Raw genomic sequence first — 23,271 nt, forward strand, 5'->3', positions numbered from 1 at the left:
CGTCGCGCGTTGATTGTGCAGTCGCGCGCTTGATCAGTGCTGCGACTGCTCATTTGTGCTGCGGGAACGAGCTGAATTGTGTGGCGAGTACTTCGACCAAAATACGTGACCCGACGAACATGTTCGTTACGAACATGTTCGTGTAGGGTTTCGGTATGTCAACTCCCAACCGCAGCCGCCGTGAGCGACCGGCAAAACCTGCACTTTCTCGAGAAGGGATCATTGCCGCAACAATCGAGATCGTGCGCGCTGAGGGCCTCGAGAAGGCGACCATGCGTCGTGTTGCGCAGGCGCTCGAAACTGGTCCTTCCGCGCTGTATGTCTATGTCGCGAATACTGCCGAACTGCATGGCGGCGTCCTCGATGAGCTCATTCGATCAGTTGATATTGCATCGGAAGGAGACTGGCAAGATCGTCTGGTGGCGCTTCTGCGCGACTACGCAGACGTTCTGTTTGCATTTCCAGGTCTGGCGAGATCGGCGCTTGTGCTTCGGCCGTCTGGCCCGAATTTGCTCCGGATATTCGATCGGGTGCTCGGGCTTTTGATCGATGGCGGGGTTGATCCCGCGCGTGCGGCATGGGGTGCGGATCTACTTCTGCAGAATGCCACCGCGGCTGCCGCCGAGCACAGCACTCCCAGTTCGAGTGATATCGATGCGTCAGTCGATGACGAGGCTGCATGGGAAGGTCTTGTGCTGGCGGTTCGCACCGCCGATGCCAAGAAGCTTCCCAGTATCGCAGCGCACGCCGACGCGATTCTCGGCGGTACACCCACCGAGCGTATGACGTGGTCGATACGAGCGCTCATTGCCGGCATTGCGGCCACTCCGACATCGTTCCACCATGAATTGACCTGACTGACACTACTTTTCGAGGAGCATCATGACTACTCACCATCCCATTGCGATTATCGGTGGGGGACTCGGTGGCCTCATCGCCGCCCGCGTCCTCCACGTTCACGGCATCACATCGGCCGTGTTCGAACTTGAATCCGGCCGCAACACCCGAGTCCAAGGTGGCATGCTCGATATTCATGACCACAACGGCCAGAAGGCCATACACGCCGCCGATTTGTGGGAACCATTCACTGCGTTGATTCATCCTGGTGGCGAAGCAATGCGCATACTTGACCACACCGGAACCATCCTTCGCGAAGAGGCTGATGGAGGCGCTCTCTCGCGACCCGAGGTAGACCGCGGCCAACTCCGCGACATGCTCATAGATTCTCTGCCCGACGAAGCTATCCATTGGAGACACAAAGTCACCCGAATCCGCCAAGTCGAGGGTATTGCCGGCCGCCACGAGGTCTCTTTTGCAGATGGTGAGAGCATCACCACCGATCTCCTCATCGGCGCAGACGGCGCCTGGTCGAAGGTCCGGTCGCTCGTCTCCGACGCCCGGCCGACGTACAGTGGGATCTCCTTCATCGAAGCGGACTTACTCGACGCCGATCAACGTCACCCGTCCGCTGCTGCGATTATGGGCGGCGGCATGCTTTTTGCATTCCGCGGAAACATCGGAATCCTGGGCCACCGCGAAAGTGATGGGAGTCTGCACAGCTACCTCGGTGTCCGTGCCGACGAGAACTGGGTCGACTCGATCGATTTCACTGATGTCCCCGCCGCAACGAGTGCGATTCTCCACTTGCTCGACGGATGGGACAACTCCCTTCGCGACTTGATTGCTCGTGCCGACACCGGCTTGACTCCGCGCCGAATCGTAGCCCTCCCGACCGGGCATTCCTGGGAGCGTGTCCCTGGCGTCACGCTCCTCGGCGACGCCGCACACGTGATGTCCCCATTTGCCGGTGAAGGCGCGAATCTTGCGATGTACGACGGTGCTTTGCTCGCACTAGCCGTCAGTGAGAACTCCGGTGACATCGAATCTGCACTCGCTGTCTACGAAGCAGACCTATTTCCGCGAGCGGCCAAGGCTGCTGCCGAATCTGCCGAGAGCCTCGAAATTCTCTTCAGTGAGAATTCACCGCAAGGGCTTGTTGACATGTTTGCAGGCTTCGACGAGGAAGAGGTTGCGGGCGCAACGACGTGACAGAGTCGTGACCGCGCTCTTGCGGTTCCGACTTAGCTGGAAACGCACCACCGAAGATCTTCGAGCTGAACATCGAACAGCATCGAATATTGCTGTGTATCAATGGCTCTCGAGTGGCGATTTGTTGAAACCTGCCCGAAATATCCCTTGATTCGAATGGGTGTTCGAGTATAATTAGGTCACGGGTGGGGAGGCCTTGATGACCATGGTTAGCGATTCAATTGCGGTGGGGGATGTTGTAGCCGGTTCGGCTGTGGGTGTGCGTGGCAGGTTGTGGCGGTTACGTCCGGCCGAGGTTCGTGATGTTGCCGTGTCGGTGTCGGCGGAAATTCTTCGGTTGGAAGCGATCCGGGTTGCCGCTGTCGACGAGCTAGCACTCAATCCCGACGAACAAGTGCTCTGCTACCGCGGTGTGGGCCGGTGGTTGGCGGCCAATACGATGCTGCAGAACTCGGCCGGCAACAAGATCGCTGCCCTCGGTGCCGCACTACGGTTGTTCCCCGATATTGCTGCGCAATTCGAGGCGGGTGACCTCTCGCTCGATCATGCGGCGCTGATCGCCGCGTTCTGCGAGTCCCCACCAAAAGGGATGCCGGACATCGCGTTAATGCCAAGCCTGAAAACCCTTCTCGCCGCCGCATCCGGAGTAGAGGCTACGACTGTCAAGGTGCGGTATGCGATTGCTGTTTTGGAGCGGATCTTCGAATCCGATGAGCCTCCGCCCGGTGAGGATAATGATCTGAATGCGCTACGCATTGCTCCGACATTGAACGGTCGGGTCGTGATCAAGGGCGATTTCGACGCGTTGACCGGCGAGATGCTGTTGTCGGCGCTGTCGGGGTTGTCGATGCCGAAACCGGCTGCGGACGGGACCCCGGATCAGCGGTCGGCAGCCAAACGCACCGCCGACGCGTTCACGGAACTCATCCGCCGCTATCTCGACAACGCTGTCACCGGCGTGGATGGTGGTCAGCGTCCACATGTGAATGTGCATATCACTGCGAAAGACCTTGCCGAGCATCGGGAATGCGCCGCCACACGAGCAGACAACGATGACGCAGCAGATGAAGATCGCGATTTCGAGGATCTCGATGTCGGCTACATGCCCTGGATGGGGCCGCTCAGTGTCAGTAAAACCCGGATGCTCGCGTGCGACTGCATGCTCTCCACCGTCCTGATGGACGGTAACGGCGCACCCCTCGACGCGACACCGCTCAAACGTCTCGTCACAGCCGAGCAACGCATAGCACTGATTGCCCGGGACAAAGGTTGTGCCTTCCCCAACTGTGACGCCGTTCCGGCCTGGTGCGACGCGCACCATATAAAACCGTGGTCGACGGGCGGACTGACGGTGATGGACAATTTGACGCTGCTCTGTCGCAGCCACCACACGTTGATGCACAGCACCAGTGGGTTCCGCGGAATCTGGGAAATCAAGATGGGTTCCGATCACAAACCCTGGTTCATCCCACCGTCGGCGATCGACCCGAAACAACGACGTCGTCGCTCCACCACCCGGCAAGGCCCGGTGCACCGAGACTGAAACCGGCTGCGCCGGAACTACATACCGCGTAAAGCTTCGCATCACCAGCCAGACGATGCGAAGCCCACACGCATGTGGTCGTTCAATTAGAACTCGAAAGCATCCGGGAGGCCAGGCTCATTGTCCAGAGTTTCTGGTCTGAATTTGAGCAGGTAGCAGAAGTAGATCGCTCCTGCCGCAATCAGGCCGGCTACCACTAGAACCGGGGTCAAGGTTCCTGACGCAATCAGCACGAACAAGCTCAGCAGTATCCATACGAGCGCGGCAATCGCGATCGGCAATTCGAATCGCCCAAGGTCGAACGCGCCCGGCTTGTGATCGAGTCGCCTACGTACAGCCAGATAGAGCACGATCGTCATCCCGTAGAGCAAGAACGGAATGATCGTTGATGCCAGAATCAGTTCGAGTAATGCGGCACCCGGTAGCGCGACCATCAAGACGGTTCCGACAACAAGGATCAGTATCGTCGCAGGGATGGGTGTCTTGGTACGAGGGTTGACTCGCCGCATCAGTCGGTGTGCGGGGAAGCGTGCATCGCGCGACATCGCAAAAATGATTCGCGATACGCCAGTCATCACTACCAGTCCAGCAGCGAAGAACGCGAATGATATGGCTACCAACAATATTCGCTCCACCACGGGACCGAGTTGATCTCGCATGATTGCTGCAACCGGTGAGGCGCTTTCGGTGATCCGGGGGATGTCGTCGATTGCGACGGTCAATGCGATCAGGAACAGCATTCCCAGAATCCCGGCTGCCACTACCGATCCGACGATTGCGCGGGGAACACTCCGAAACGGGTCTCTGGCCTCTTCGGCCATATTTGCTGCGGCGTCGAAACCCTGAAGCGTGGCGAACCCCAGAATCATCGCAGCCATCACACCACCACCGACAGAAAAATAGTCGGGAGCGTTGTCGGTGACACCGCGCGACGTGAGGTTGTCGGTTGTGCCGTTTCCCGTCAATGCCACGGCGATGATCAGCGCAAGGCCGAGCACTACAACGATTGCCAATTCGACGCCTACGGCGGTTGAGTTGACCAGTGCGACAATCCGTGTCGAGGCGATGGCGAGGGCCGCCTGAATCAGAAGAATGACTACGGTGATTATTCGTGCTGTGTTCTCGCTCGGTTCCATGTTGAGCAGCGGCATGAGGCATTGACTGGCAAGTGCGTTGTCGATTGCGCTCACTCCAATCGCCAGTGCCCAGACTGCCAGCCACCCGAATACCCAGCCCACTTTGGGGTTCGCCAGACGCGACGCCCATTGCTAAGACGACCCGCTGAGCGGAATACGGGCTGCGAATTGCGCGTATACCAACGCAACCAGAACCTGTCCGAATACAGCCACCACCCACAGCCAGATCCCGACAGGCCCGGCGTTGGCAAGGACCGAGTCATAGGTTCCGAAGATGCCGATCACCACGGAGATGAACGCGAACGAGATCGCGAACATCTGGAAAGAGTTCAGAGTCCGCTTCAGTTCGGGTTCGTAGCCGGCGCGCCGCGAGACATTGTCTGCGGTTGGATCATCTGCCAGTGGCTTTGTCACCGTGGTGACCTCGTATCTCTGAAGAGAATGCCCCGAAGACGGTCTTCGCGACTTCACGCTAACTCAGTTGGCGGGCGGGAATCGTCGCGTTCCCAGGAAATACCACAGATAAACGTGATCTGAGTCGGAGGTTTTATCCCGCGAGATTTCAGTGGCGGCGCAAAGATGTTGCGGGGCTTTGTCTTCTCGACGTGTTCGTATCCCTACCGTCAGCGTTGTCGTTGTTTGCGTTCTTGCGTGGTCATGATCGCCGCTGCGGTGGCGGCGATCGTTCGATCGTGGTCGTGGGCCAGTCGAGTGAGAGCCTCGTGTGCCTCTGGGCCGGGAATTTCCGCAAGTGCCTGCGTGATTCGCAATCGGGTAGGAGGGTCGTTGGAGTTGTCGAGTGTGGCCTGCATGCGATCGAGGATGGTGCCGAGTGCATGGGAGACTTCCGTGAGTACTCCCAGAACTTCGGCAGCCTCGACGTCGTGCTGGCCGGTGAAGACCATTTCGAGGAGATCGGGGATCGCATCGATGCTGCCCCGAGCGCCTAGAGCGAGGGCCGCACGTGAGCGGACAACGGCGTCGGAATCCTCGAGTGCTCGTCTCAGATGTGTTGTTGCCTCCGCTGTGCGCACAGCTGCAATTGCGGCAACGGCGCGTCGGCGGACGTCGACCCCCGCAGATTCGAGGCCGACGGCCAGAGTCGTGAGTCCTTGACCCGCGGCGCGGGACAGCGACCACTGCAGTGCCCCGGCGACGTTGAGGTCATCTTCCGACAGCGCTGCCTCGGCCAATGCATCGATGGGCAACGACGCATTGCCGTCCTGCTTCAGGATCGCTTGTTGACGGCGGGCCGCAAACTCTGACTCGAGCGCGCGCAACAGGGTGACCATGCGTAACACGTCCTCCCATTCTGATGGTGCGGTGGCGTCGACGCGTTCGAGTTTCGTGAGCAGTTCCTGCTCGGCGGCGATGCGCCGGCGCGTGTGCGTGATGAGATCTCCCACCAGATCGGCCGGAGCAAAATCGGGTTCGTCCAGGGCGCGTCTGGTTTCGTCCAACGACAGCCCGAGAGTCCTCAGGCTCTCAACATGGAAGAGCCGTCGGATGTCATCGGCTGAGTACTCGCGGTAGCCGCCGGAGGTGCGGCCAGTGGGCTTCACCAGTCCCAAAGTGTCGTAGTGACGCAACATTCGCGTGCTGACTCCGGACTGCCGCGAGACTTCGCCGATCAACATCTCTTCTCCTGTTCTTTAGATTTGCGGACCGACGATCGAGACTCGCTGAGCCAACTCCGACGAGAGAGTGAAGCCGCTGTCGGGGTCGAGATAAAGCTGTCTGGTGGCGATTGCGTGGGCGTGAATCTTCGGATCGGGACTTGCCGCTGCAGCGTCGAGGACCGGTACGACGGATTCACCGAGACTCACCAGCGCCCGACTGAGGCTGAGGTGAATGTCTCTGTCACCGCGTCCGAGTTCAGCAACCAGATCGGCAGCAAGCGCGGCCTCGTTGCCTGACGGTACGAGGGCGACCGCTGCCCGCCACGCGCTCCGCGCAACCTCGTCGTGGTCGTCGTGCAGTAGAAGCGTCACTGCGGGCCAGGCCTGTCGATCCCCGATCTTGGACAGCGTGTGCAGCGCCTGACTGCGGGCCTGCGCGTTGTCGGATTGGAGCTCGTCGATCAGCCTCGGTACCGTGACTTCAGCTGGCAAACGACACAAAGCCCAGGTCAGCATGTCGCGGACGAAAAAATCCGGTTCAGCGGCACACCGAGCGACAAGAACATCCGTCAAAGCGGGATCGCGCAGCGTACCTACCGTGAGGGCAGCCCGAAGCCGGCCCGACGAGTCGGTCGTGGACAGCGCGTCGACGAGATGAGTATTCGACTCACCGTTGTTGGTTGTATTCACGACAACCACCTCCTTCGTCGACCATTTGAATCCTTGTCACTGTGTCAAGGTCAAGCGTGTCAAGGTCAAGCCTGGTTGTCAGGAGTGGTCCACGCGCCGCTGCGGTGTGGAAAGCTACCAACCGCGCCTACGGAACGTACAAGGTCGCGATGCCCGGGGTGATCGCTCCGGCCACAAATGTGACGGCGATTGCGAGTTGCCCCGTGCCGGTCCGTAGGGTCGCCTCGGCAGGGAATCCGTTGAGTCCGTCCGAAAGCCGGGCGAAACCGGATGCTCCGGTCGACAGGTTCAGCCAGCGCACTTCTGACGAAAGCAGGCAACCCCACCTGCCATCTTTGCCGCCGGTGATTGTCACTTCCCCTGGTTGTTCGCCTACGACGGCCACACAGCGGACTGGAGGAGCGTCGAAGCTACCGTTCGGGTTACCGTACGGCGCTGGGTTGATCTGGAACGGAACCGTCACCGCTGCGGAGGCTGCGGCTACCGACACCAGAGCCGAAGCGGCCACGACGGACGTGCAGACGGCCAGTCGGCGAACGAGATTCAACACGGTGACCTCCGGTGGGCGGGCAACTAGGCGTGGCGCTCATCCTACGCCGGGACCGTCTCGAAATATGCAGTGTCCGCACATGTTCCCGTGCTGCCGAGGAAGCAATTACCCGTATTTTCCTCAGGAACAGCCACACCCCGAGTTTGGGATTCTTAGCGCAGGATGCGGCGCAGTTGTCTGGCCTGCGCTGCGAGTTCACCTGTTGCAGTGAATAACTCTGTTTCGTCGACGCAGAGCGTCTCTGTTGACCACACTGTGCGATGACGCAGGCGATGCCACGGCGAATCTGTGTCCGTTGTCGGAGCGAAATGCGCACTGAACTCGACCGTCGGGATAGCGACGGGCATCGTGAAGGTGGCAAAAAGGCCAGGTGGCAAGGCATCGAGCAAGACTGCGGAGCGTTCTACCGTGGTGAAATCGAGATCGGCGTGCAAGCGAATCCAGACGTCGAACTCGGGGGATTCGCCGCCCGCAAAAGGGCGTGCGGCGTTAATCGGACGAATGTCGAGATGCTGTGAGAACGGGACGAAGTCGACCGGAATTTCGAGTTGCGGCAGAGTCGACGGGTCGTCCAGCGCCGGCGCGACAGACGATGTCGACAGGACGGTGGGACCGTTGTCGCGGACAAGTCGAACAAGGGCAGTGGCGGAGCTATCAAGTGTGACATGGCAACTGACGGTGCGTCCGCCATGCGCGTCGTCGACGGTCAGGTTGGCTGGGCCGGGCGGAATCGGCCGATCGAGATGTGCACTGACCGCAGCCGGGACGGCGCCGGTTGCGTCGGCTGCTGCCCGCATCATGCTCGCGACGACGAGCCCCCCGTGAATTCCGTCGAAGCTTCTCCAACTCGCCTCGAAGGCTGCGGTGTGGGGTTTTGCGGCGGTAGCGGTCATCAACGTCTCCATGGCTCGACCAGAAAGCTGACTTGCAATATGTATAGCCAGAACCATACGAGCTGGCTTCGCATTTCACAAGTCAGGTAGCGGGTCGGTCGATGGGAGATCGCATGGTTGAGATTCCATGAGGCCTTGACCATTCTCGGTTCCGGCGATCTTGCACCCGAGATGGCCGAACGCGTCGGCCAGTTCGACAGTAAGCGTCAGTGCGCGCCTAGATCACTGCTCCGCCGCTAAGTACGCTGACCAGCCCGATTGCGATGAAAGCCACGACGTAGAGCGGACCCCTGATCGGATCTCCGGCACTTGCTCCCTCATGAAGCCAATTGAGAACGTCGATGGAACCCATGTGTGTACCCTCCTGATCCAGTCCGGACAATCGTTCACGGGTTCAATCGCGCCTGTGCTCATCAGTGTTACTCAAAACGGACAAGATTGACGTGACTCAGTTGCTCAGAGTTCGGTGAAAAATGCCTGATCGGGATCTTCGGATCCGATCACCGGGGGAGTGACCATGGGGAGTTCCCCGATGACAGCGTTGTTGTCCGATACGTCGATCAGGTAACCGGGTGTCGTCCTCGAACCGTCCTGTTGTCCCCGAGGGCCACCCATCGCTCCGGCTCCGCCACCCATCATGGCGTTTCCTGGGCCGGTGCTCGTCACAGCGCCACCGCCGGTTCCCGACTGAGACAAGGCGGCGGAGGATTGGCCGGCCGACGAAAGGGGTTGTCGCGCCGCAATTCCCGAAGGCCCGACGATGCCACCGCCGCCTGAGGCGGCTCCGAATGTTCCGCTGCCCGCGCGTGCGGTGGCTACGGACCCGATTGCACCACCAGGGTTTCCGAGTTGGAGCGACGCACCTGCACCGGAAGCGGCGAACGGACTTCCAGCGCCCCAGAGTTTGTCGACGCCGGAGTTCAACGCCGCTGCGGCCTGAGCTGCGCTTGTTTGCGCCGGTCCGGATTGTGTGACGCCGGCCGGTGATCCACCGACGGCTGACTGTAATTGTGTGTCCCCGCCACCGGTCGCGCCGTCAATGAGCTGTGATGATTGTCGGGCGAGCGGTGCGGCAGTGAGTGCGTCGCTGATCGGTGGCGCCGGAACCGGGATCGACCCGGCGAGGGAGTTCATCGTGGCAGTGTGCGCAAGCATTTCCGACCGGGTCGCAGTGACGGCTGCGATCGCGGCCTGCATATGTTCTGCCGCGGACGCTAGGAGCATGGCCTGCCCGGGCGGGGTCCACGCTATCGGCGCTGCAGCCACCACAGCCGAGGCGAATGACTGTGCGATGGTCGCCAATTGAGCATTGCCGCGTTGCACTGATTCTGCCGCTGCAGCAGTGGTGTCGGCGATTGCATTTCCGCGCCCACTGAGTTCGGATCCGCTTCGTTGAGCTTCCTCGTTGATCTGTGTGGCGGCCTCGTTGCCTGCACCGTTCCATGTCTGGCTCACTGAGGACAGTCCTCGAGTGGACAATCCGGCGGCCTTGTCGATCAGCGCACTGGCCTGGCTGAGGACGTTGACAGGATCAACGCCGCGGAAGACTCCGGAACCGAGACTCTGGGCCAGTTGGATCAGCGGTGTGAACAGCTGCTCCACGCCGGGCAGGGACGGTAGTGAAATTCCTTGCATGATCAGCTCGGTGGCGTCCGGAGGGAGTTCAGATGCTGGTGGCGCCGTGAGGAAGTCAGGAATCGTCGAGTTCTCGACGGGCTCGGGGAGTTCCAGCCCGAGAATGGGTGCGAGCGCACTGCCCTGGACAAATTCGAGGACCGTCGTGGGGTCCTCCGGGGTGCTCATGCGAGGTCCCCGTCACTGGCAGCGGCGCGTCGGAGGTCTGCGGCGCCGGTTTGGTCGGTGCCGTCGTACGCGGCGGCAGCCGCACCTGCCGTCGCAGAAGTTCCGGCATAGTAGGCGGCAAGTGCCGCAACGTCTTTGGTGTGTGTTGCCTGTGCACGTGCGAAGGCTTCGAGGAACTCGAGTCCGACGGGTCCCACTGCCGGCGCGACGGCCGCGAGATTGGCGTTCAGATCCACTACTGCGGCGTGGGCAACGTGACCGGCAGCTTCTGCTGCAGTAGCACCGTACGTGCGGATGTCGTCGGTGACGACAGAAAGCTCGCTCATCATTACCCCCGTAGTTGGTAAGCGTCTGCTCAGGACTCTAACGGAACGAATTGGTCGAGTGCATGTTCGTGCGCGCCGATACCTTTGAGAGACTGAACCCATGAAAACTGCTTCGGACGTAATTGCCCGACTCGCGTCCGATCCCGCCCGTTCCGCATTGGTGATGGATTTCGACGGTGTGCTTGCTCCCATCGTCGACGATCCGGCGACGAGCGCTCTGCTGCCGGGCGCAGCCGGGGTACTCGACGTGTTGTCACGTCATCTCGGAATGGTGGGTTTACTTTCCGGTCGTCCCGTCTCTTTTCTTCGTGAGCGGGTGCCAGGAGAGAGTGTTGTCCTCATGGGCTCGTACGGAGTGGAGACCTGGGTTGACGGCGGGATCCGAGTATTACCGTCGGTCGCGCAGTGGAAGCCGGCGGTTGCGGAGGCAGAAGCCGAACTGCGACGCGTATTTGCGGCGGCAGATTCGCCGGGGATTCATGTCGAGGGGAAGGGGCTTGCCGTCGCTGTGCATTGGCGGCAGGCAACCGATCGGGTCGCCGCTCGGAGAATGGTCGAACAGGTAGTGACCGACATCGCGGCGAGAACTGGACTGCGGCGCGAGCCGGGCAAGCTCGTCGAGGAGTTGCGCACTCCTGTGGACGAGGACAAGGGGACAGGCTTGCGGCGTGCGATCCGGGCCGCCGGCGTCGACGCGGTGGCGTACGCGGGCGACGACCGGGGCGACTTGCCGGCATTTGCGGCTGTGTTGGCGCTCGGCGGTGACGCATTGGTAGTAGGTGGCATCGATATCGCACCTGAAGTTGCCGCAGTGGACGGTGTTGCGTTCAGTGATCCGGAAGAGTTTTTGGTGTGGATGAAGGAACTGGCGACGGTTCTCGATGCACAGATTTGATAACGAGGCCGAGATTTCGGTGCGGCGAGTCACAAAAATCGCGTGATGGTCGTCACATAACGGTGGGATAACGATCGGTATGGTTGAAGCTCGAATCAAACCATCCACCTGCAGTTATCTTCCCATTTCGGACCAATTAATGATACGGGCGTACCGAAAAATTGCCCCGTGACCTTTCCGTGACCATCGCCTAGCGTCGTTGGCAGTCCGAAACAGCCGGACAAACACCGGCCCGCAACTGCGTGCTTCTGCCCCGCGGGTCCGGTACTCCCCAAACCTTCGCGGGGCAGGAGTGAAACAGGCGAGTCGTTCGATACGGCACACATGTGCCAGGTCCGACGTCGTCCGCGGTAGCGGAGAGGATTTACCTGATGACCAGCATTACTTTCAAGCGCGCCCTCGGCGCAGTTGCAACGGCCGGCGCAGTAGTAGCCATCCCGCTCGCGATGAGCACTGGCACCGCCTCCGCTGCAGGCCACGACTGGTCCGGAGTCGCGAACTGCGAGTCCTCCGGAAACTGGGCAGCCAACACCGGAAACGGCTTCTACGGCGGCCTGCAGTTCACGCAGAGCACGTGGGAGGCATACGGCGGATCGGGCAACGCTGCCAACGCAAGCCAGTCCGAGCAGGTCCGTGTCGCCGAGAACGTTCTCGAAGGCCAGGGTGTCGGCGCATGGCCCGTCTGCGGCCAGTACCTGACCGGCGGCACCACTGCTGCCACCTACCAGGAAGCGTCGGCACCGATCACGGCTGAGACCACCGTCGAATCCGCTCCTGTTGCCACCACCGGCGGCAACTACGTGGTCAAGGCAGGCGACACCCTGTCCAAGATCGCTGCAGCTCATGGCATCTCGCTCGATGCGCTCGCAGGCCAGGTTGCGAACATCAACCTGATCTTCCCCGGACAGAGCCTGTCCGTCTAAATCATCGTTGTGGTTGAACACTTCTGAATGTGTCCGGAGCTATCACGCTCCGGGCACATTCGGCGTTTGTGCAGCAGACGGGTACCTACGGTTCGATATCCGGTAGCGGCGACGCCGACGCGTCGTACTCGAGTCGGCGCTGAACCCCGGCTACTTCTCTCACCGCGTTACCGAGCAGGCTGCGCGAGAGGGGAGTGAGGTCGGCAACCACGATCTCGTCCGTGGGCGCAATGCCCATGGCAAACTGATCCGTCTGGTGGCGCACTCGGATTTGCTGGAGGACCTCGAAGGACTCGATAAGCACTCGTGCGTCGTCGCTCGGGAGGAAGCCGGTGTCCGCGGCAACCTTCAGGCGTTCGACGGTGGTGCTCGTACGTGCGCCGACGGATGTGCCGGCCCAGCGCGCGATATTCACGATCGGTTGCACAGCTGTCGATTTGAGGTTGACGGTCCCGGTACGACGCGTCACCACATCGCGCAGCGAATGCAGTTTGGCCTTCTCGCCCACGGCTTCTCGAAGCAGTAACCGCATGACGGCGGGGTTGAGGCGAAGCTGATCCAAGGCTTCGGGTCTCGGATCGAGGGCGGGATCTCCGGCGACAACGCGGGCATCTGCCAGCATCGACAACATGACGAGGGCTTGGTCCTGGTAGGGATTGGACACCCACTTGCGTAAGGCGTTGCGCCACTGCGGAAGTGTGCGCGCGAACCTGGCCTGAGTTGCGACCGCGTTCTGCGCGTCGCGAGGGAATCCGCACCGGTCGAGAATCTCGTGGATGCGCTGCGCCGCATCCGCACCTTCGCGGTGGGATTCTCCGCCCCACACCAAGGCGCTGTCGATATCCGACGATGGCAGTGCCTCGCGCCGGGCTGCGCTGCCGAGGGACAGCCAGGCAAAGTCCGGGCGTTCGTCGCCGCCGACCACCAGTTCGATCGCGCGCCGCACCGTCACGTCGATCAAGACCGACAGTGTGCCGCTGATGTCGATGGGCGAGACCCGGGCGTCGACCAGGCCGGTGACCAACTCGGGTACAGCGCGGGCGGTGGCGATGAGGTCGACGTCGGTCCTGGCAGTGGCGAGGGCAGCGCGCAGTTCGAAGCCTTGATTTGTTGCCGACGTCAGAAGGTCGCTCAGTTCGAGCACGCCGAGCAGTTCTCCGGACGCCGTGACAACGGGAAGATGCCGCAATCCGTGTTCGAGCATATCCGTGACCGCGTCGGCTCCGAGTCGATCCGGATCCACCGTTACGGCAGACGGCGTCATCACCGTCGAGACGGGGAGAGCGCTGTCGATTCCTCCGACAACAACTCGGCTACGGAGATCGCCCTCGGTGAAGATTCCGTAAGTGCTTGCATCTGTGGGAATTACGACGGCTCGACGCCCGGCTTCTGTCATCAGTGCGGCAGCAGTGCGTATGGAGGATTCGCCGGAGCACACAATTGCCGGACCCCGCAACAGATCTCGTACCGCACGCATGGCTGGGTTCGGTACTGAGATTCGCGCGGTATAGCCCGTCATGTCTTTATTGTCGCAGGCGTACCCGTTGACTGATCGGCGACGTCGAAACTTGTGATCACAGTGTTCGGATTCGGCCGAGGCGCAAAATAACTCTTGCCCGGACCCGGCATTGCGGATCCGGGCAAGAACGTGATCAGAACTGCGTCAGCTCAGAACTGCGTCAGCTTCGATCTCGATGAGCAAAGCGGGGTCGATCAACGAGCTGACCTCGAGGATTGTCGTAGCCGGACGGATGTCGCCGAATACTTCACCGTGTGCGAGTGCAGCCTGCTCCCACTGCGACATGTCGCGCAGGTACATGCGGGTGCGGATGACATCACCGAGCGAAGCGCCGGCTTCTTCCAGTGCAGCCTTGATGGTGGCGAGTGCCGCACGGGTCTGATCGTTGAGGGTTTCTCCGGGGGCGGTGGTGCCGGAGACGGCAACCTGGTTGCCGATGCGGACGGCGCGGGAGTAGCCGATCTTCGGTTCCCATTCGGAACCGGACGAGATGTTGATTCTGTTGGACATGGCGTTGATTCTGCCAACAACTCATCGACCGTAGTGAAGCACGGGTCGCTTCCACGGTTCATCTTGACATAGCATAGAACAAGTGTTCGACTTGGGGCTATGAGGTGGTCGGGTCAGGCATTGGATGCAGACGACGGAGCGTTGCCCGGGCTCGAGCGAGCCGGGTTGGTCCGCTCGGTGCAGACGCCGGAGTTCGAGGGCATCACGTTCCACGAGGTGCTGTGTAAGAGCGCACTCAACAAGATGCCCGAAGCGTCGACGCTGCCGTTCAACTTCACGGTCAACGCTTTTCGGGGCTGTTCGCATGCATGCCGTTACTGCTTCGCTCGGCCAAGTCATGAGTACCTCGACCTTGACGCGGGCCGCGATTTTGATTCGCAAGTTGTCGTCAAGACCAACATTGCTGCTGTCCTACGCAAGGAACTTGCTCGAAAGTCCTGGAAGCGTGAACCTGTTGCGCTGGGTACCAACACCGATCCGTATCAACGGGCCGAGGGCCGATACCGATTGATGCCCGGCATCATTCGAGCGCTGACAGAATCCGGTACACCATTTTCGATCCTGACCAAAGGGACTTTGCTGCGGCGCGATCTGCCGCTGCTCAAAATGGCAGCGACCCAGGTCGATGTCGGTATCGGAGTGTCGCTGGCCATTAACGATCCCGTCTTGCAGAAGCAGATCGAGCCGGGCACACCCTCACCACGAGCTCGACTGGAGATGATCCGGGCAATCACCGACGCCGGATTCTCGTGCAACGTGATGGTCGCGCCGGTCATCCCCTTTCTCACAGATTCGAGCCAGCACCTCGACGGACTGTTCGCTGCGCTGGCCGAGGCCGGGGCCACCGGGGTGACAGTCTTCCCGATGCACCTTCGTGGCAGTACACGCGGGTGGTTCCTGAACTGGCTGGCTGAAGAGCACCCGGCACTGATTCGCAGATATCGCGAGCTGTACGGGCGAGGTGCGTACGTCACGCCGGAGTACAAGAGTTGGCTCAAGAAACGCGTCGAGCCGCTGGTTGAGCGTCATGGATTGGCGGGGCCGTCGCAGCATCGTGAGCTCGAGAGCCCACCTGTCGAGCGCGAACTTGTCGGTGCCGGAGCAGCATTGACACTTTTCTGAGAGCGCTGCTTGGTACGGTCGGGCATGAATACTCCAGTGGTGATCGACCGGTTCCGCTTTCGGTGGTTTGTGCCGCCGACGCTGGGAGACACCATCCGCTGGGGGCTGTCATGGAACTCCGACAGTCCACGAAGGTGGGCTGTGCTGGAACCGGACTGGACGTGCACGGCAGACGTGCGAAGAAGTTCGGCACCGACGACACGAAGGTTGACCGCCGACCCGGATGTCGATGTGACGCAACAACCTTCGATCGGCCGTGTCGGTAACCTGCAGTTCATGTTCAACGCCGACCTGCCGGTTCCGACGCAGATCGAGGTGTCAGGGGCTCTGCATCTTCTGGCGGGCACCGCGCGCGAGAATTCGAATGCGCGGCAGGCCTGGCGGGATTTCGACGCCGACGCCCTCACAACAGGAGTTGTTCGTGGGCTTCGGCTCGTGTCCATCGCTTCGGATATGCAGTTCGATCCGCGTCAACCGCACGGACCGAACTGGGGGTGGACGTCGATGCAGTTCGTTTCCGGGACCGCTCAGTTCTACGAGTTGGCACACCCGCCACAGGGGTTGCGTTCCTACCGGTTGACCGATCGGGAGAACGGGCCGTACCGGGAGGATTTCCTGGTGGTCGACCTCGAGACGGATTAGATCACGCTGCCCGTAAATACGTTGCGTGAGGTAACGATCGTGCGTAGCGTCGGTTCGGCTTGATTCACCTGTCGAAATGGAGTTCCATCGTGCGCCCGCTCACCGAACGCGAAATCCGCGCGTCGTTCGTTAATTGTTCGAAAGGCGACGCCAAACGGTTGCCGGTGCCGCGGGATCTCGAGAAGCGCCCATGGGAAGACCTGGACTTCTTCGGTTGGAACGATCCGACCATGCCCGGTCGGGGATATCTGGTGATACCTCAGGGCGACGAAGTGGTAGGCATCGCTCTCCGGTATCAAACCGGCAAATCGGGTCGCGCTCAAATGTGCACCATCTGCCTCACGACGCACGGCAGCGGGGGAGTATCACTGCTGTCCGCCGCCAAGATCGGTGAGGCCGGCCGACGCGGCGACACAATCGGCACCTATATGTGCACTGACCTGGCCTGTCCGCTGTACGCGCGCAACAAGCGTCGACCGTCGGCGGGCAATCGTTACCAGGAGAATCTGACCGAGCAGGAGAAGGCTGATCGCGTTGTTGCAAACATCTCTGCGTTTGTGGCCATGTTGCGGTCGTAGGTAGCTTCGCCCCGATATCGGCGAGAACGTGCGCGGACATGGCACGATCGAACCTGTGACAAGTAGACCCGCGGCAGCGCAACAACTGCGCGATCTCGCGCTGCTCCGCCGTGTTCGTGACCGGATCGACCGCGAGTACGCGCAACCCCTCGACGTCGAAGCCCTTGCCCGCGGAGTGAACATGTCGGCCGGGCACCTCAGCCGCCAGTTCAAGGTGGCGTACGGCGAGCCGCCGTACTCCTACCTGATGACCCGGCGCATCGAACGCGCGATGGCGCTGCTGCGTCGCGGTGATCTCAGCGTCACCGAGGTGTGTTTTGCCGTTGGCTGTTCATCGCTCGGTACTTTCAGCACTCGTTTCACCGAGTTGGTCGGCGTTCCACCCAGCGTCTACCGGGACGAGGCTGCCGGCGTGACCGAGGGCATGCCGTCCTGTGTGTCGAAACAGGTGACAAGACCGATCAGGAATCGAGAAGCGCCGGCCGCCAGCCGCAGATAGCGTGACATTCATGGACATCACCATTGCATCGAGTTTCCTTCCGCAGGACGACCCCGAGGCCGCCCTGTCCTTCTACCGCGACACGCTCGGCTTCGAGGTCCGCCTCGACGTCGGCTACGACGGGATGCGCTGGATAACCGTCGGGCCGCCCGACCAGCCCAACACGTCGATCGTGTTGCATCCTCCGGCCGTCGATCCGGGCATCACCGACGAGGAGCGTCGCACCATCGTCGAAATGATGGCCAAGGGCACCTATGCCGGTATTCTGTTGGCCACCAAGGATCTCGACGGTACCTTCGAGCGGCTGCAGGCCGGCGACATCGACGTCGTCCAGGAGCCGACCGAGCAGCCGTACGGTGTTCGGGACTGCGCCGTCCGCGACCCAGCAGGCAACTTGATCCGCATCCAAGAGCTCCGCTGAGTCAACTGAAGAGATCCGCGGCCACCCGCACGGGGCGACACTGTGTGGGTGGCCCTCACCTGAGAGATGGAGACATGATGAGCACGGCTGAAATGGCGGAGCGAGAGCTACATGTCGCGGACACCCACGACCTGATCCGCGTGCAGGGCGCGCGCGTGAACAACCTCCAGGACATCAGTGTCGAGATTCCCAAGCGCAGGTTGACTGTCTTTACCGGAGTCTCGGGTTCGGGCAAGAGTTCATTGGTGTTCAGCACCATCGCCGCGGAGTCGCAGCGGATGATCAACGAGACGTACAGCGCCTTCGTTCAGGGTTTCATGCCGACCCTCGCGCGGCCGGACGTCGACGTACTGGATGGGTTGACAACGGCGATCATCGTCGATCAGCAACGGATGGGCGTCGACCCTCGCTCGACGGTCGGAACTGCCACCGACGCCAATGCGATGCTTCGTATTCTCTTCAGTCGACTGGGTAAGCCGCATATCGGTTCGCCCCAGGCATTTTCGTTCAATGTCGCCTCGGCCTCCGGCGCGGGTGCGCTCACCGTGGAGCGCGGTGGGCGTCAGACTAAGGAGCGACGGACCTTCAGCATCACCGGTGGCATGTGTCCGCGGTGCGAGGGGCGCGGTTCGGTCAACGATTTCGACCTGACGGCGTTGTACGACGACACCAAGTCGCTCAACGAGAGTGCGATCACGGTTCCGGGCTACAGCATGGACGGCTGGTACGGCCGGATTTACCGGGGGTGCGGCTTCTTCGACCCGGACAAGCCGATCAAGAAGTACACCAAAAAGGAACTGAACGATCTGCTCTACAAGGAGCCGACGAAGATCAAAGTCGAAGGCATCAACCTGACGTACACAGGGCTGATTCCTCAGATCCAGAAGTCGTTTCTGTCCAAGGACGTCGATGCGATGCAGCCGCATATCCGGGCGTTCGTGGAGCGGGCAATCACGTTTACTACGTGCCCCGAGTGCGACGGAACGCGGCTGAGCGAGGGCGCCCGTTCGTCGAAGATCAAGGGCATCAACATCGCCGATGCCTGTGCGATGCAGATCAACGATCTCGCCGTGTGGGTGAGCGGTCTGAAGGAACCGTCGGTGGCGCCGCTGCTGACGACGCTCGGTGAAACGCTCGACTCGTTCGTGGAGATCGGGCTGGGCTACCTGAGCCTGGACCGCCCGTCCGGGACACTGTCGGGTGGTGAAGCTCAGCGCACCAAGATGATTCGACACCTCGGATCCTCGCTTACCGACATCACGTATGTTTTCGACGAACCCACGACGGGTCTTCATCCCCACGATATTGCGCGGATGAACGACCTTCTGCTGCAGTTGCGCGACAAGGGAAATACGGTGCTTGTCGTCGAGCACAAGCCGGAGACGATCGTCATTGCCGATCACATCGTCGATCTCGGTCCCGGCGCCGGCTCCGCGGGTGGAACTGTCTGCTTCGAGGGCAGTGTCGACGGCTTGCGGGCCAGTGACACGGTCACGGGACGGCACTTCGACGACCGCGCCGCACTCAAGGCGAGCGTGCGAAAGTCAACGGGTGCAATGGAAATCCGCGGCGCGACGTCGCACAACTTGCAGAACGTCGACGTCGATGTGCCGCTGGGCGTGCTGGTCGTGGTGACCGGCGTCGCCGGGTCGGGGAAAAGTTCGTTGATCCACGGATCGCTTGCGAAGAGAGACGGCGTGGTGTCGATCGATCAGGGCGCGATCCGCGGTTCGCGTCGCAGCAACCCGGCGACGTACACCGGTCTGCTCGACCCCATTCGCAAGGCATTTGCAAAGGTCAACGGTGTGAAGCCGGCGCTGTTCAGCGCCAATTCCGAGGGCGCCTGCCCCACCTGCAACGGCAACGGCGTCATCTACAGCGATCTGGCGATGATGGCCGGTGTTGCGACGGTGTGCGAGGAGTGCGAGGGCAAGCGGTTCCAGGCCGATGTCTTGGAGTACAAGTTCGGCGGGAAGGACATCAGCGAAGTGCTCGCGATGTCGGTCGCCGAGGCCGAAGAGTTCTTCGGTGTCGGTGAGGCGAAAACCCTGGCCGCACACAAGATTCTGGTGCGACTCGTGGATGTGGGACTCGGCTATCTCACCATCGGCCAGCCGCTCACGACATTGTCCGGTGGTGAACGCCAGCGCATCAAGCTCGCCACGCACTTGGCTGAGAAGGGCGGCGTGTACGTCCTCGACGAGCCGACCACGGGACTTCATTTGGCTGACGTGGAGCAACTGCTCGGCCTACTGGATCGACTCGTCGACTCCGGGAAGTCAGTGATCGTCATCGAGCATCACCAAGCGGTCATGGCGCACGCAGACTGGATCATCGATCTCGGTCCGGGAGCCGGGCACGACGGCGGACGGATCGTATTCGAGGGCACGCCGACCGATCTTGTCGCTGATCGCTCGACCCTGACCGGCCAGCATCTCGCGTCGTACGTCGGCGCCTGATCACCGTAAATTGACCCGCTTTGTCCTGATCCACAAAATCAGGACAAAGCGGGTCTTTCGTGCCTAGGCTCGAAGTAACTGGGCCGACGCACGGTGCAGGGGCCCTGCTCTGGAGTTCGCATGACGACTTCACACAGCCCTGCCGCAGGGTGGGCAATCGCCGCAGCAGTGATGACGCTGGTCATCGCCGGGTGTTCGTCGTCGATCGACACCACCGGGCCGACTGTGCTCACGACGTCCACCATCGACAGCCGAGGTGGAATCCCGCGCGGCTATCCGACCGAAACCGATGCCACGTCGCCGTTGGTGATCTCGGCGCTCGGGCCGAATCCGATTCCGGTAACCGGGACAGACGGAATGCTGCATGTGGCCTACGAGATCGAAGTGCTGAACTTCTCGCCGCGACCCGCGACCATCACAAAGGTCGAGACGCTGGCCGGGGGACCGGACGGGACGGTCGTGTCGACGCTCGATCAGGGCCAGGTCTCGGAACGCTCGATTCTGGTGGGGAACTTTGCCTGGGCGCCGTTCACCGAGATCCCGGTGGGGCGCACTGTGCTGGTGGTGCTCGACGACGAGTACGAGAGTCCCGACGATGTTCCGTCAATAGTGACCCATCGACTGACCGCGACGTTCGGCCAAGCGGCGCCGGAGGACGCTGCACAAGCCGCGCGGTACCCCGAAGTGATTACCCAGATCGGCGGAACGGTGACGACAAGTACAGACGCGCCGGTGGTGATCGGTCCGCCCCTCGCCGGCGACAGTTGGGTGGTCGGGGACGGTTGCTGCGGGCTCTCGCAACACCGCGCCGGAATGATGGCGGTCGGTGGCAGAATCAACGGCACCGAACGGTATGCCGTCGACTGGCTGAGGATCGACCCGGATGCAGTGCCGCTCATCAGATCTCGTGGTGATGGATCGAAGAACGAGGACTACTTCGCCTACGGTGCGCCGCTGCTGGCGGTGGCCGACGGCACCGTCGTGGCCGTGGTGTCCGGTGAGCAGGACGAAGTGCCGCAACAAGTTCCGGCCGACATGCCGTTCGATCAGTTGGGCGGAAATTACGTCATCATCGATATCGGCCACGGAAACTATGCGTTCTATGCCCACCTGAAACCGGGATCGGCGTCAGTAAATATCGGAGATCAGGTGACCAGGGGACAGGTGATCGGGGACCTTGGCAACTCCGGTTACAGCTCAGAGGCGCATCTGCACTTCCACGTGTCACGGGCGGCGGTGCCGCTGTCCGGGGACAACGTGCCCTACGAGATCGACAGCTTCACGTTTGTCGGATCGGCAGCCACCGGGGTTCTCGTCAAGGGACCGAACGAGGGCGACCGCACGGACCAACTGCCGCTCGACGGGGCAGTCGTCAACTTTCCGCCTGTGCCCTGATTTCACTGACCCTTGGTGTTTGCCGGTCTACTGTGACCCCATGGGGAGAAGGATCGGACACGCTGCAGTGGCGCTCTCAATCGGGACGATGGTGCTGACCGGTTGTGTGTCGAATACCGATGATCCGACAACCTTCACCGCCGTGGTGACCGTCGTCGGGGACGCCACCCGAGCCGACCCCGATTCCGGGCAGTGCATTGTCGGAACAATCCCGGTCGCGCCGAACGACACCGTCTTCCTGTACGGAGAAAGCGGAGCCGCATCGACAAAGTCTGTGCTGGAAGTCGACTCCGTCGAACGAAATCCCGACGGCATCGGTGTCTGCACTTATGTGGCGCGCTTCGATGCGATCCCCGCGAATCAACGCAACTACTCGCTCACGGTGAGCAGCGCGGTGCCTTACGCGGGGACTTTCATGTCGTCGGACTTCACGTCGGACGAGCTCGAGAAAGGCGCGACGATCTACCTTCGTGCGTCCACGCCCGAACCATGATTCCACCTCTCGCGTGGGCTACGGGCGTCAGGAACGCGGCCGGACCGGCGCCGCCGATCGAGCAGAAGACCTCCGAGTTTTGTTGTCGCGCGGGGGCTATCCGTCTCCCATGGCCGCGTGCATGACGTCCCCTCGCGATATTTCGCAAGAGGACGTCGCCGTGGTCTAGTAGACGGTGATGACAGTTTTACCAACGAGCTTGCCGCTCGCGGCGTCTTCATGAATGGCTTGTAATTGCTGCAGTGGCCGGTGATCAACCACGGTGAGCTCGAGGCGGCCCTCGTCGAGACGGGACACCAGGTCGGCCAGATGGGAACCGTTGGGCGTCACCCACACGCTCGCAGTTCGCACCGCTCGCTTGTCGTCGGCGGGCACGGCGCCCGCGGAGCTGACCGCGATGCCGCCGTCGGAAACGTACGAGGTCAGCTTCGCAAGTCCGTCCGCATCCAAACGCACGTGATTGACGACCACGTCGAAAGGGCCACCGACCGCGACAGGCCCCGCATCGAGGTCCAGAGGGCCGACAACATTCGTGGCCCCGTAACCGTGTAGACGAGCGGCGTGCTGCGCTCCGTCGACAGCGGTGACGGTAGCGCCGGCGTCGACCGCAAGCTGGACGACGAGGCTGCCCACCGCGCCACCGGCTCCGTTGACGAGCACATTCTGCCCTTTCTGGATGTCGGCCAGCTCGATCGCGGCCTGCCGGGCGGCGAGGCCGGCGAGGGGAAGTGCTGCGGCATCGGTCAGGGAAACAGTGCTGGGCGCGGCGGCGAGCAGATCGGCCGCGATCACTGCGTACTCTGCCGCGCCGCCATGCTGGTCGAGGGGAAACATGCCAACGACCTGGTCGTCGACCTGCAGGCCGCTGACATCTGCGCCCAGTTCGATGACCGTGCCGGCAACGTCAAGACCGGGCGTGATCGGCAATGGGGTGGGAATGGCTTCTGCGAGCACCCCCAGGCGGATGTGGTCATCTACCGGGTTGAACGACGTGGCGGCGACCTTGACCAGCACCTGGCCGAGGCCGGGCACGGGGCGTGCCACTTCCTCTTCTCGCAGAACCTCGGTGCCGCCGAACTGGTGGTAGCGAATCGCTTTCATGGACTCTCCTCGTGTGTGTCGTTGCCGGGTCGAGCACTAAGTAGGGCCGCCTGCCCGGGCTATTCGGTCGGACTGTCAGCCGTCGTGACAAGGCGCTCGACGAGT

The 23,271-nt window shown here is 61.6% G+C and carries 23 protein-coding genes and 1 pseudogene; 13 read left to right on the forward strand and 11 right to left on the reverse strand.

Annotated elements, in window-relative coordinates; translation table 11 throughout:
- Positions 1-155 precede the first annotated feature (155 nt).
- The 3 genes from FFI94_RS13815 (at position 156) to FFI94_RS13825 (ending at position 3,592) form a co-directional block, all read left to right on the forward strand.
- On the forward strand, positions 156-857 hold the full coding sequence (locus FFI94_RS13815) for a TetR/AcrR family transcriptional regulator (RefSeq protein WP_138868363.1): 702 nt from the start codon (positions 156-158) through the stop codon (positions 855-857).
- 25 nt (positions 858-882) lie between these two features.
- Positions 883-2,049 carry an NAD(P)/FAD-dependent oxidoreductase gene (locus FFI94_RS13820; protein WP_138868364.1) on the forward strand — a complete coding sequence of 389 codons (1,167 nt, stop codon included), beginning with the start codon at positions 883-885 and terminating at the stop codon, positions 2,047-2,049.
- Between the two features lie 199 nt (positions 2,050-2,248).
- On the forward strand, positions 2,249-3,592 hold the full coding sequence (locus FFI94_RS13825; RefSeq protein ID WP_138868365.1) for an HNH endonuclease signature motif containing protein: 1,344 nt from the start codon (positions 2,249-2,251) through the stop codon (positions 3,590-3,592).
- Between the two features lie 86 nt (positions 3,593-3,678).
- Here the strand turns inward: FFI94_RS13825 and FFI94_RS13830 are convergent.
- The 8 genes and pseudogenes from FFI94_RS13830 to FFI94_RS13860 all read right to left on the reverse strand — a co-directional run bounded on the left by FFI94_RS13830 (position 3,679) and on the right by FFI94_RS13860 (position 10,609).
- A pseudogene (locus FFI94_RS13830) lies at positions 3,679-5,130 on the reverse strand (APC family permease).
- A gap of 221 nt (positions 5,131-5,351) precedes the next feature.
- On the reverse strand, positions 5,352-6,365 hold the full coding sequence (locus FFI94_RS13835) for a MerR family transcriptional regulator (protein ID WP_138868366.1): 1,014 nt from the start codon (positions 6,363-6,365) through the stop codon (positions 5,352-5,354).
- 15 nt (positions 6,366-6,380) lie between these two features.
- Positions 6,381-7,046, reverse strand: a complete 666-nt coding sequence (locus FFI94_RS13840; RefSeq protein ID WP_185993197.1) for a HEAT repeat domain-containing protein — start codon at positions 7,044-7,046, stop codon at positions 6,381-6,383.
- Positions 7,047-7,164: 118 nt separating this feature from the next.
- A complete protein-coding gene (locus FFI94_RS13845; protein ID WP_138873175.1) occupies positions 7,165-7,584 on the reverse strand; it encodes a hypothetical protein in 420 nt (139 codons plus the stop codon).
- A 155-nt stretch (positions 7,585-7,739) separates the two neighbouring features.
- Positions 7,740-8,480 (reverse strand): thioesterase family protein, encoded by a 741-nt coding sequence (locus FFI94_RS13850; protein ID WP_138868368.1) that lies wholly within the window; start codon positions 8,478-8,480, stop codon positions 7,740-7,742.
- A gap of 217 nt (positions 8,481-8,697) precedes the next feature.
- Entirely contained in the window at positions 8,698-8,832 is a 135-nt protein-coding gene (locus FFI94_RS34190) for a hypothetical protein (protein WP_260684109.1), read from the reverse strand.
- Between the two features lie 104 nt (positions 8,833-8,936).
- Positions 8,937-10,283 (reverse strand): hypothetical protein, encoded by a 1,347-nt coding sequence (locus FFI94_RS13855; protein ID WP_138868369.1) that lies wholly within the window; start codon positions 10,281-10,283, stop codon positions 8,937-8,939.
- Positions 10,280-10,609 (reverse strand): type VII secretion target, encoded by a 330-nt coding sequence (locus FFI94_RS13860; protein ID WP_313905527.1) that lies wholly within the window; start codon positions 10,607-10,609, stop codon positions 10,280-10,282. Before FFI94_RS13860 ends, FFI94_RS13855 begins: the two co-directional genes overlap by 4 nt.
- 100 nt (positions 10,610-10,709) lie before the next feature.
- On the opposite strand from FFI94_RS13860, the gene otsB reads away from it, so the two are divergent.
- Complete coding sequence (otsB, locus tag FFI94_RS13865) at positions 10,710-11,504, forward strand: trehalose-phosphatase (RefSeq protein ID WP_138868371.1); 795 nt, start codon at positions 10,710-10,712, stop codon at positions 11,502-11,504.
- A gap of 371 nt (positions 11,505-11,875) precedes the next feature.
- Positions 11,876-12,427, forward strand: coding sequence for a transglycosylase family protein (locus FFI94_RS13870; RefSeq protein WP_138868372.1), 552 nt, complete (start codon positions 11,876-11,878; stop codon positions 12,425-12,427).
- 85 nt (positions 12,428-12,512) lie between these two features.
- Here the strand turns inward: FFI94_RS13870 and FFI94_RS13875 are convergent, their stop codons facing one another.
- Both FFI94_RS13875 and FFI94_RS13880 read right to left on the reverse strand, forming a co-directional pair.
- Positions 12,513-13,946 (reverse strand): putative nucleotidyltransferase substrate binding domain-containing protein, encoded by a 1,434-nt coding sequence (locus FFI94_RS13875; RefSeq protein WP_260684111.1) that lies wholly within the window; start codon positions 13,944-13,946, stop codon positions 12,513-12,515.
- Between the two features lie 144 nt (positions 13,947-14,090).
- Positions 14,091-14,456 carry a RidA family protein gene (locus FFI94_RS13880; protein ID WP_138868373.1) on the reverse strand — a complete coding sequence of 122 codons (366 nt, stop codon included), beginning with the start codon at positions 14,454-14,456 and terminating at the stop codon, positions 14,091-14,093.
- A 99-nt stretch (positions 14,457-14,555) separates the two neighbouring features.
- Here FFI94_RS13880 and FFI94_RS13885 point away from each other — a divergent pair, with 99 nt between their 5' ends.
- From FFI94_RS13885 to FFI94_RS13920, 8 genes are all read left to right on the forward strand, one after another.
- Positions 14,556-15,578, forward strand: coding sequence for an Rv2578c family radical SAM protein (locus FFI94_RS13885; RefSeq protein ID WP_138868374.1), 1,023 nt, complete (start codon positions 14,556-14,558; stop codon positions 15,576-15,578).
- Positions 15,579-15,602: 24 nt separating this feature from the next.
- Positions 15,603-16,220, forward strand: a complete 618-nt coding sequence (locus FFI94_RS13890) for a hypothetical protein (RefSeq protein WP_138868375.1) — start codon at positions 15,603-15,605, stop codon at positions 16,218-16,220.
- 89 nt (positions 16,221-16,309) lie between these two features.
- Complete coding sequence (locus FFI94_RS13895; protein ID WP_138868376.1) at positions 16,310-16,798, forward strand: FBP domain-containing protein; 489 nt, start codon at positions 16,310-16,312, stop codon at positions 16,796-16,798.
- 55 nt (positions 16,799-16,853) lie between these two features.
- Positions 16,854-17,297 carry a helix-turn-helix transcriptional regulator gene (locus tag FFI94_RS13900; protein WP_138868377.1) on the forward strand — a complete coding sequence of 148 codons (444 nt, stop codon included), beginning with the start codon at positions 16,854-16,856 and terminating at the stop codon, positions 17,295-17,297.
- 10 nt (positions 17,298-17,307) lie between these two features.
- The gene (locus FFI94_RS13905; protein WP_138868378.1) at positions 17,308-17,718 is read left to right on the forward strand and encodes a VOC family protein; all 411 of its coding nucleotides are present in this window, start codon (positions 17,308-17,310) and stop codon (positions 17,716-17,718) included.
- 77 nt (positions 17,719-17,795) lie between these two features.
- Positions 17,796-20,177: an excinuclease ABC subunit UvrA gene (locus FFI94_RS13910; protein ID WP_185993198.1), complete on the forward strand. Its 2,382-nt coding sequence runs from the start codon at positions 17,796-17,798 to the stop codon at positions 20,175-20,177.
- A gap of 120 nt (positions 20,178-20,297) precedes the next feature.
- On the forward strand, positions 20,298-21,572 hold the full coding sequence (locus FFI94_RS13915) for a M23 family metallopeptidase (RefSeq protein ID WP_260684114.1): 1,275 nt from the start codon (positions 20,298-20,300) through the stop codon (positions 21,570-21,572).
- Between the two features lie 40 nt (positions 21,573-21,612).
- The gene (locus tag FFI94_RS13920) at positions 21,613-22,065 is read left to right on the forward strand and encodes a hypothetical protein (protein ID WP_260684115.1); all 453 of its coding nucleotides are present in this window, start codon (positions 21,613-21,615) and stop codon (positions 22,063-22,065) included.
- Positions 22,066-22,230: 165 nt separating this feature from the next.
- Here the strand turns inward: FFI94_RS13920 and FFI94_RS13925 are convergent, their stop codons facing one another.
- Positions 22,231-23,166, reverse strand: a complete 936-nt coding sequence (locus FFI94_RS13925) for an NADP-dependent oxidoreductase (protein WP_138868380.1) — start codon at positions 23,164-23,166, stop codon at positions 22,231-22,233.
- Positions 23,167-23,271 lie beyond the last annotated feature (105 nt).

The sequence above is a fragment of the Rhodococcus sp. KBS0724 genome (assembly GCF_005938745.2).
Lineage (GTDB): Bacteria > Actinomycetota > Actinomycetes > Mycobacteriales > Mycobacteriaceae > Rhodococcus_F.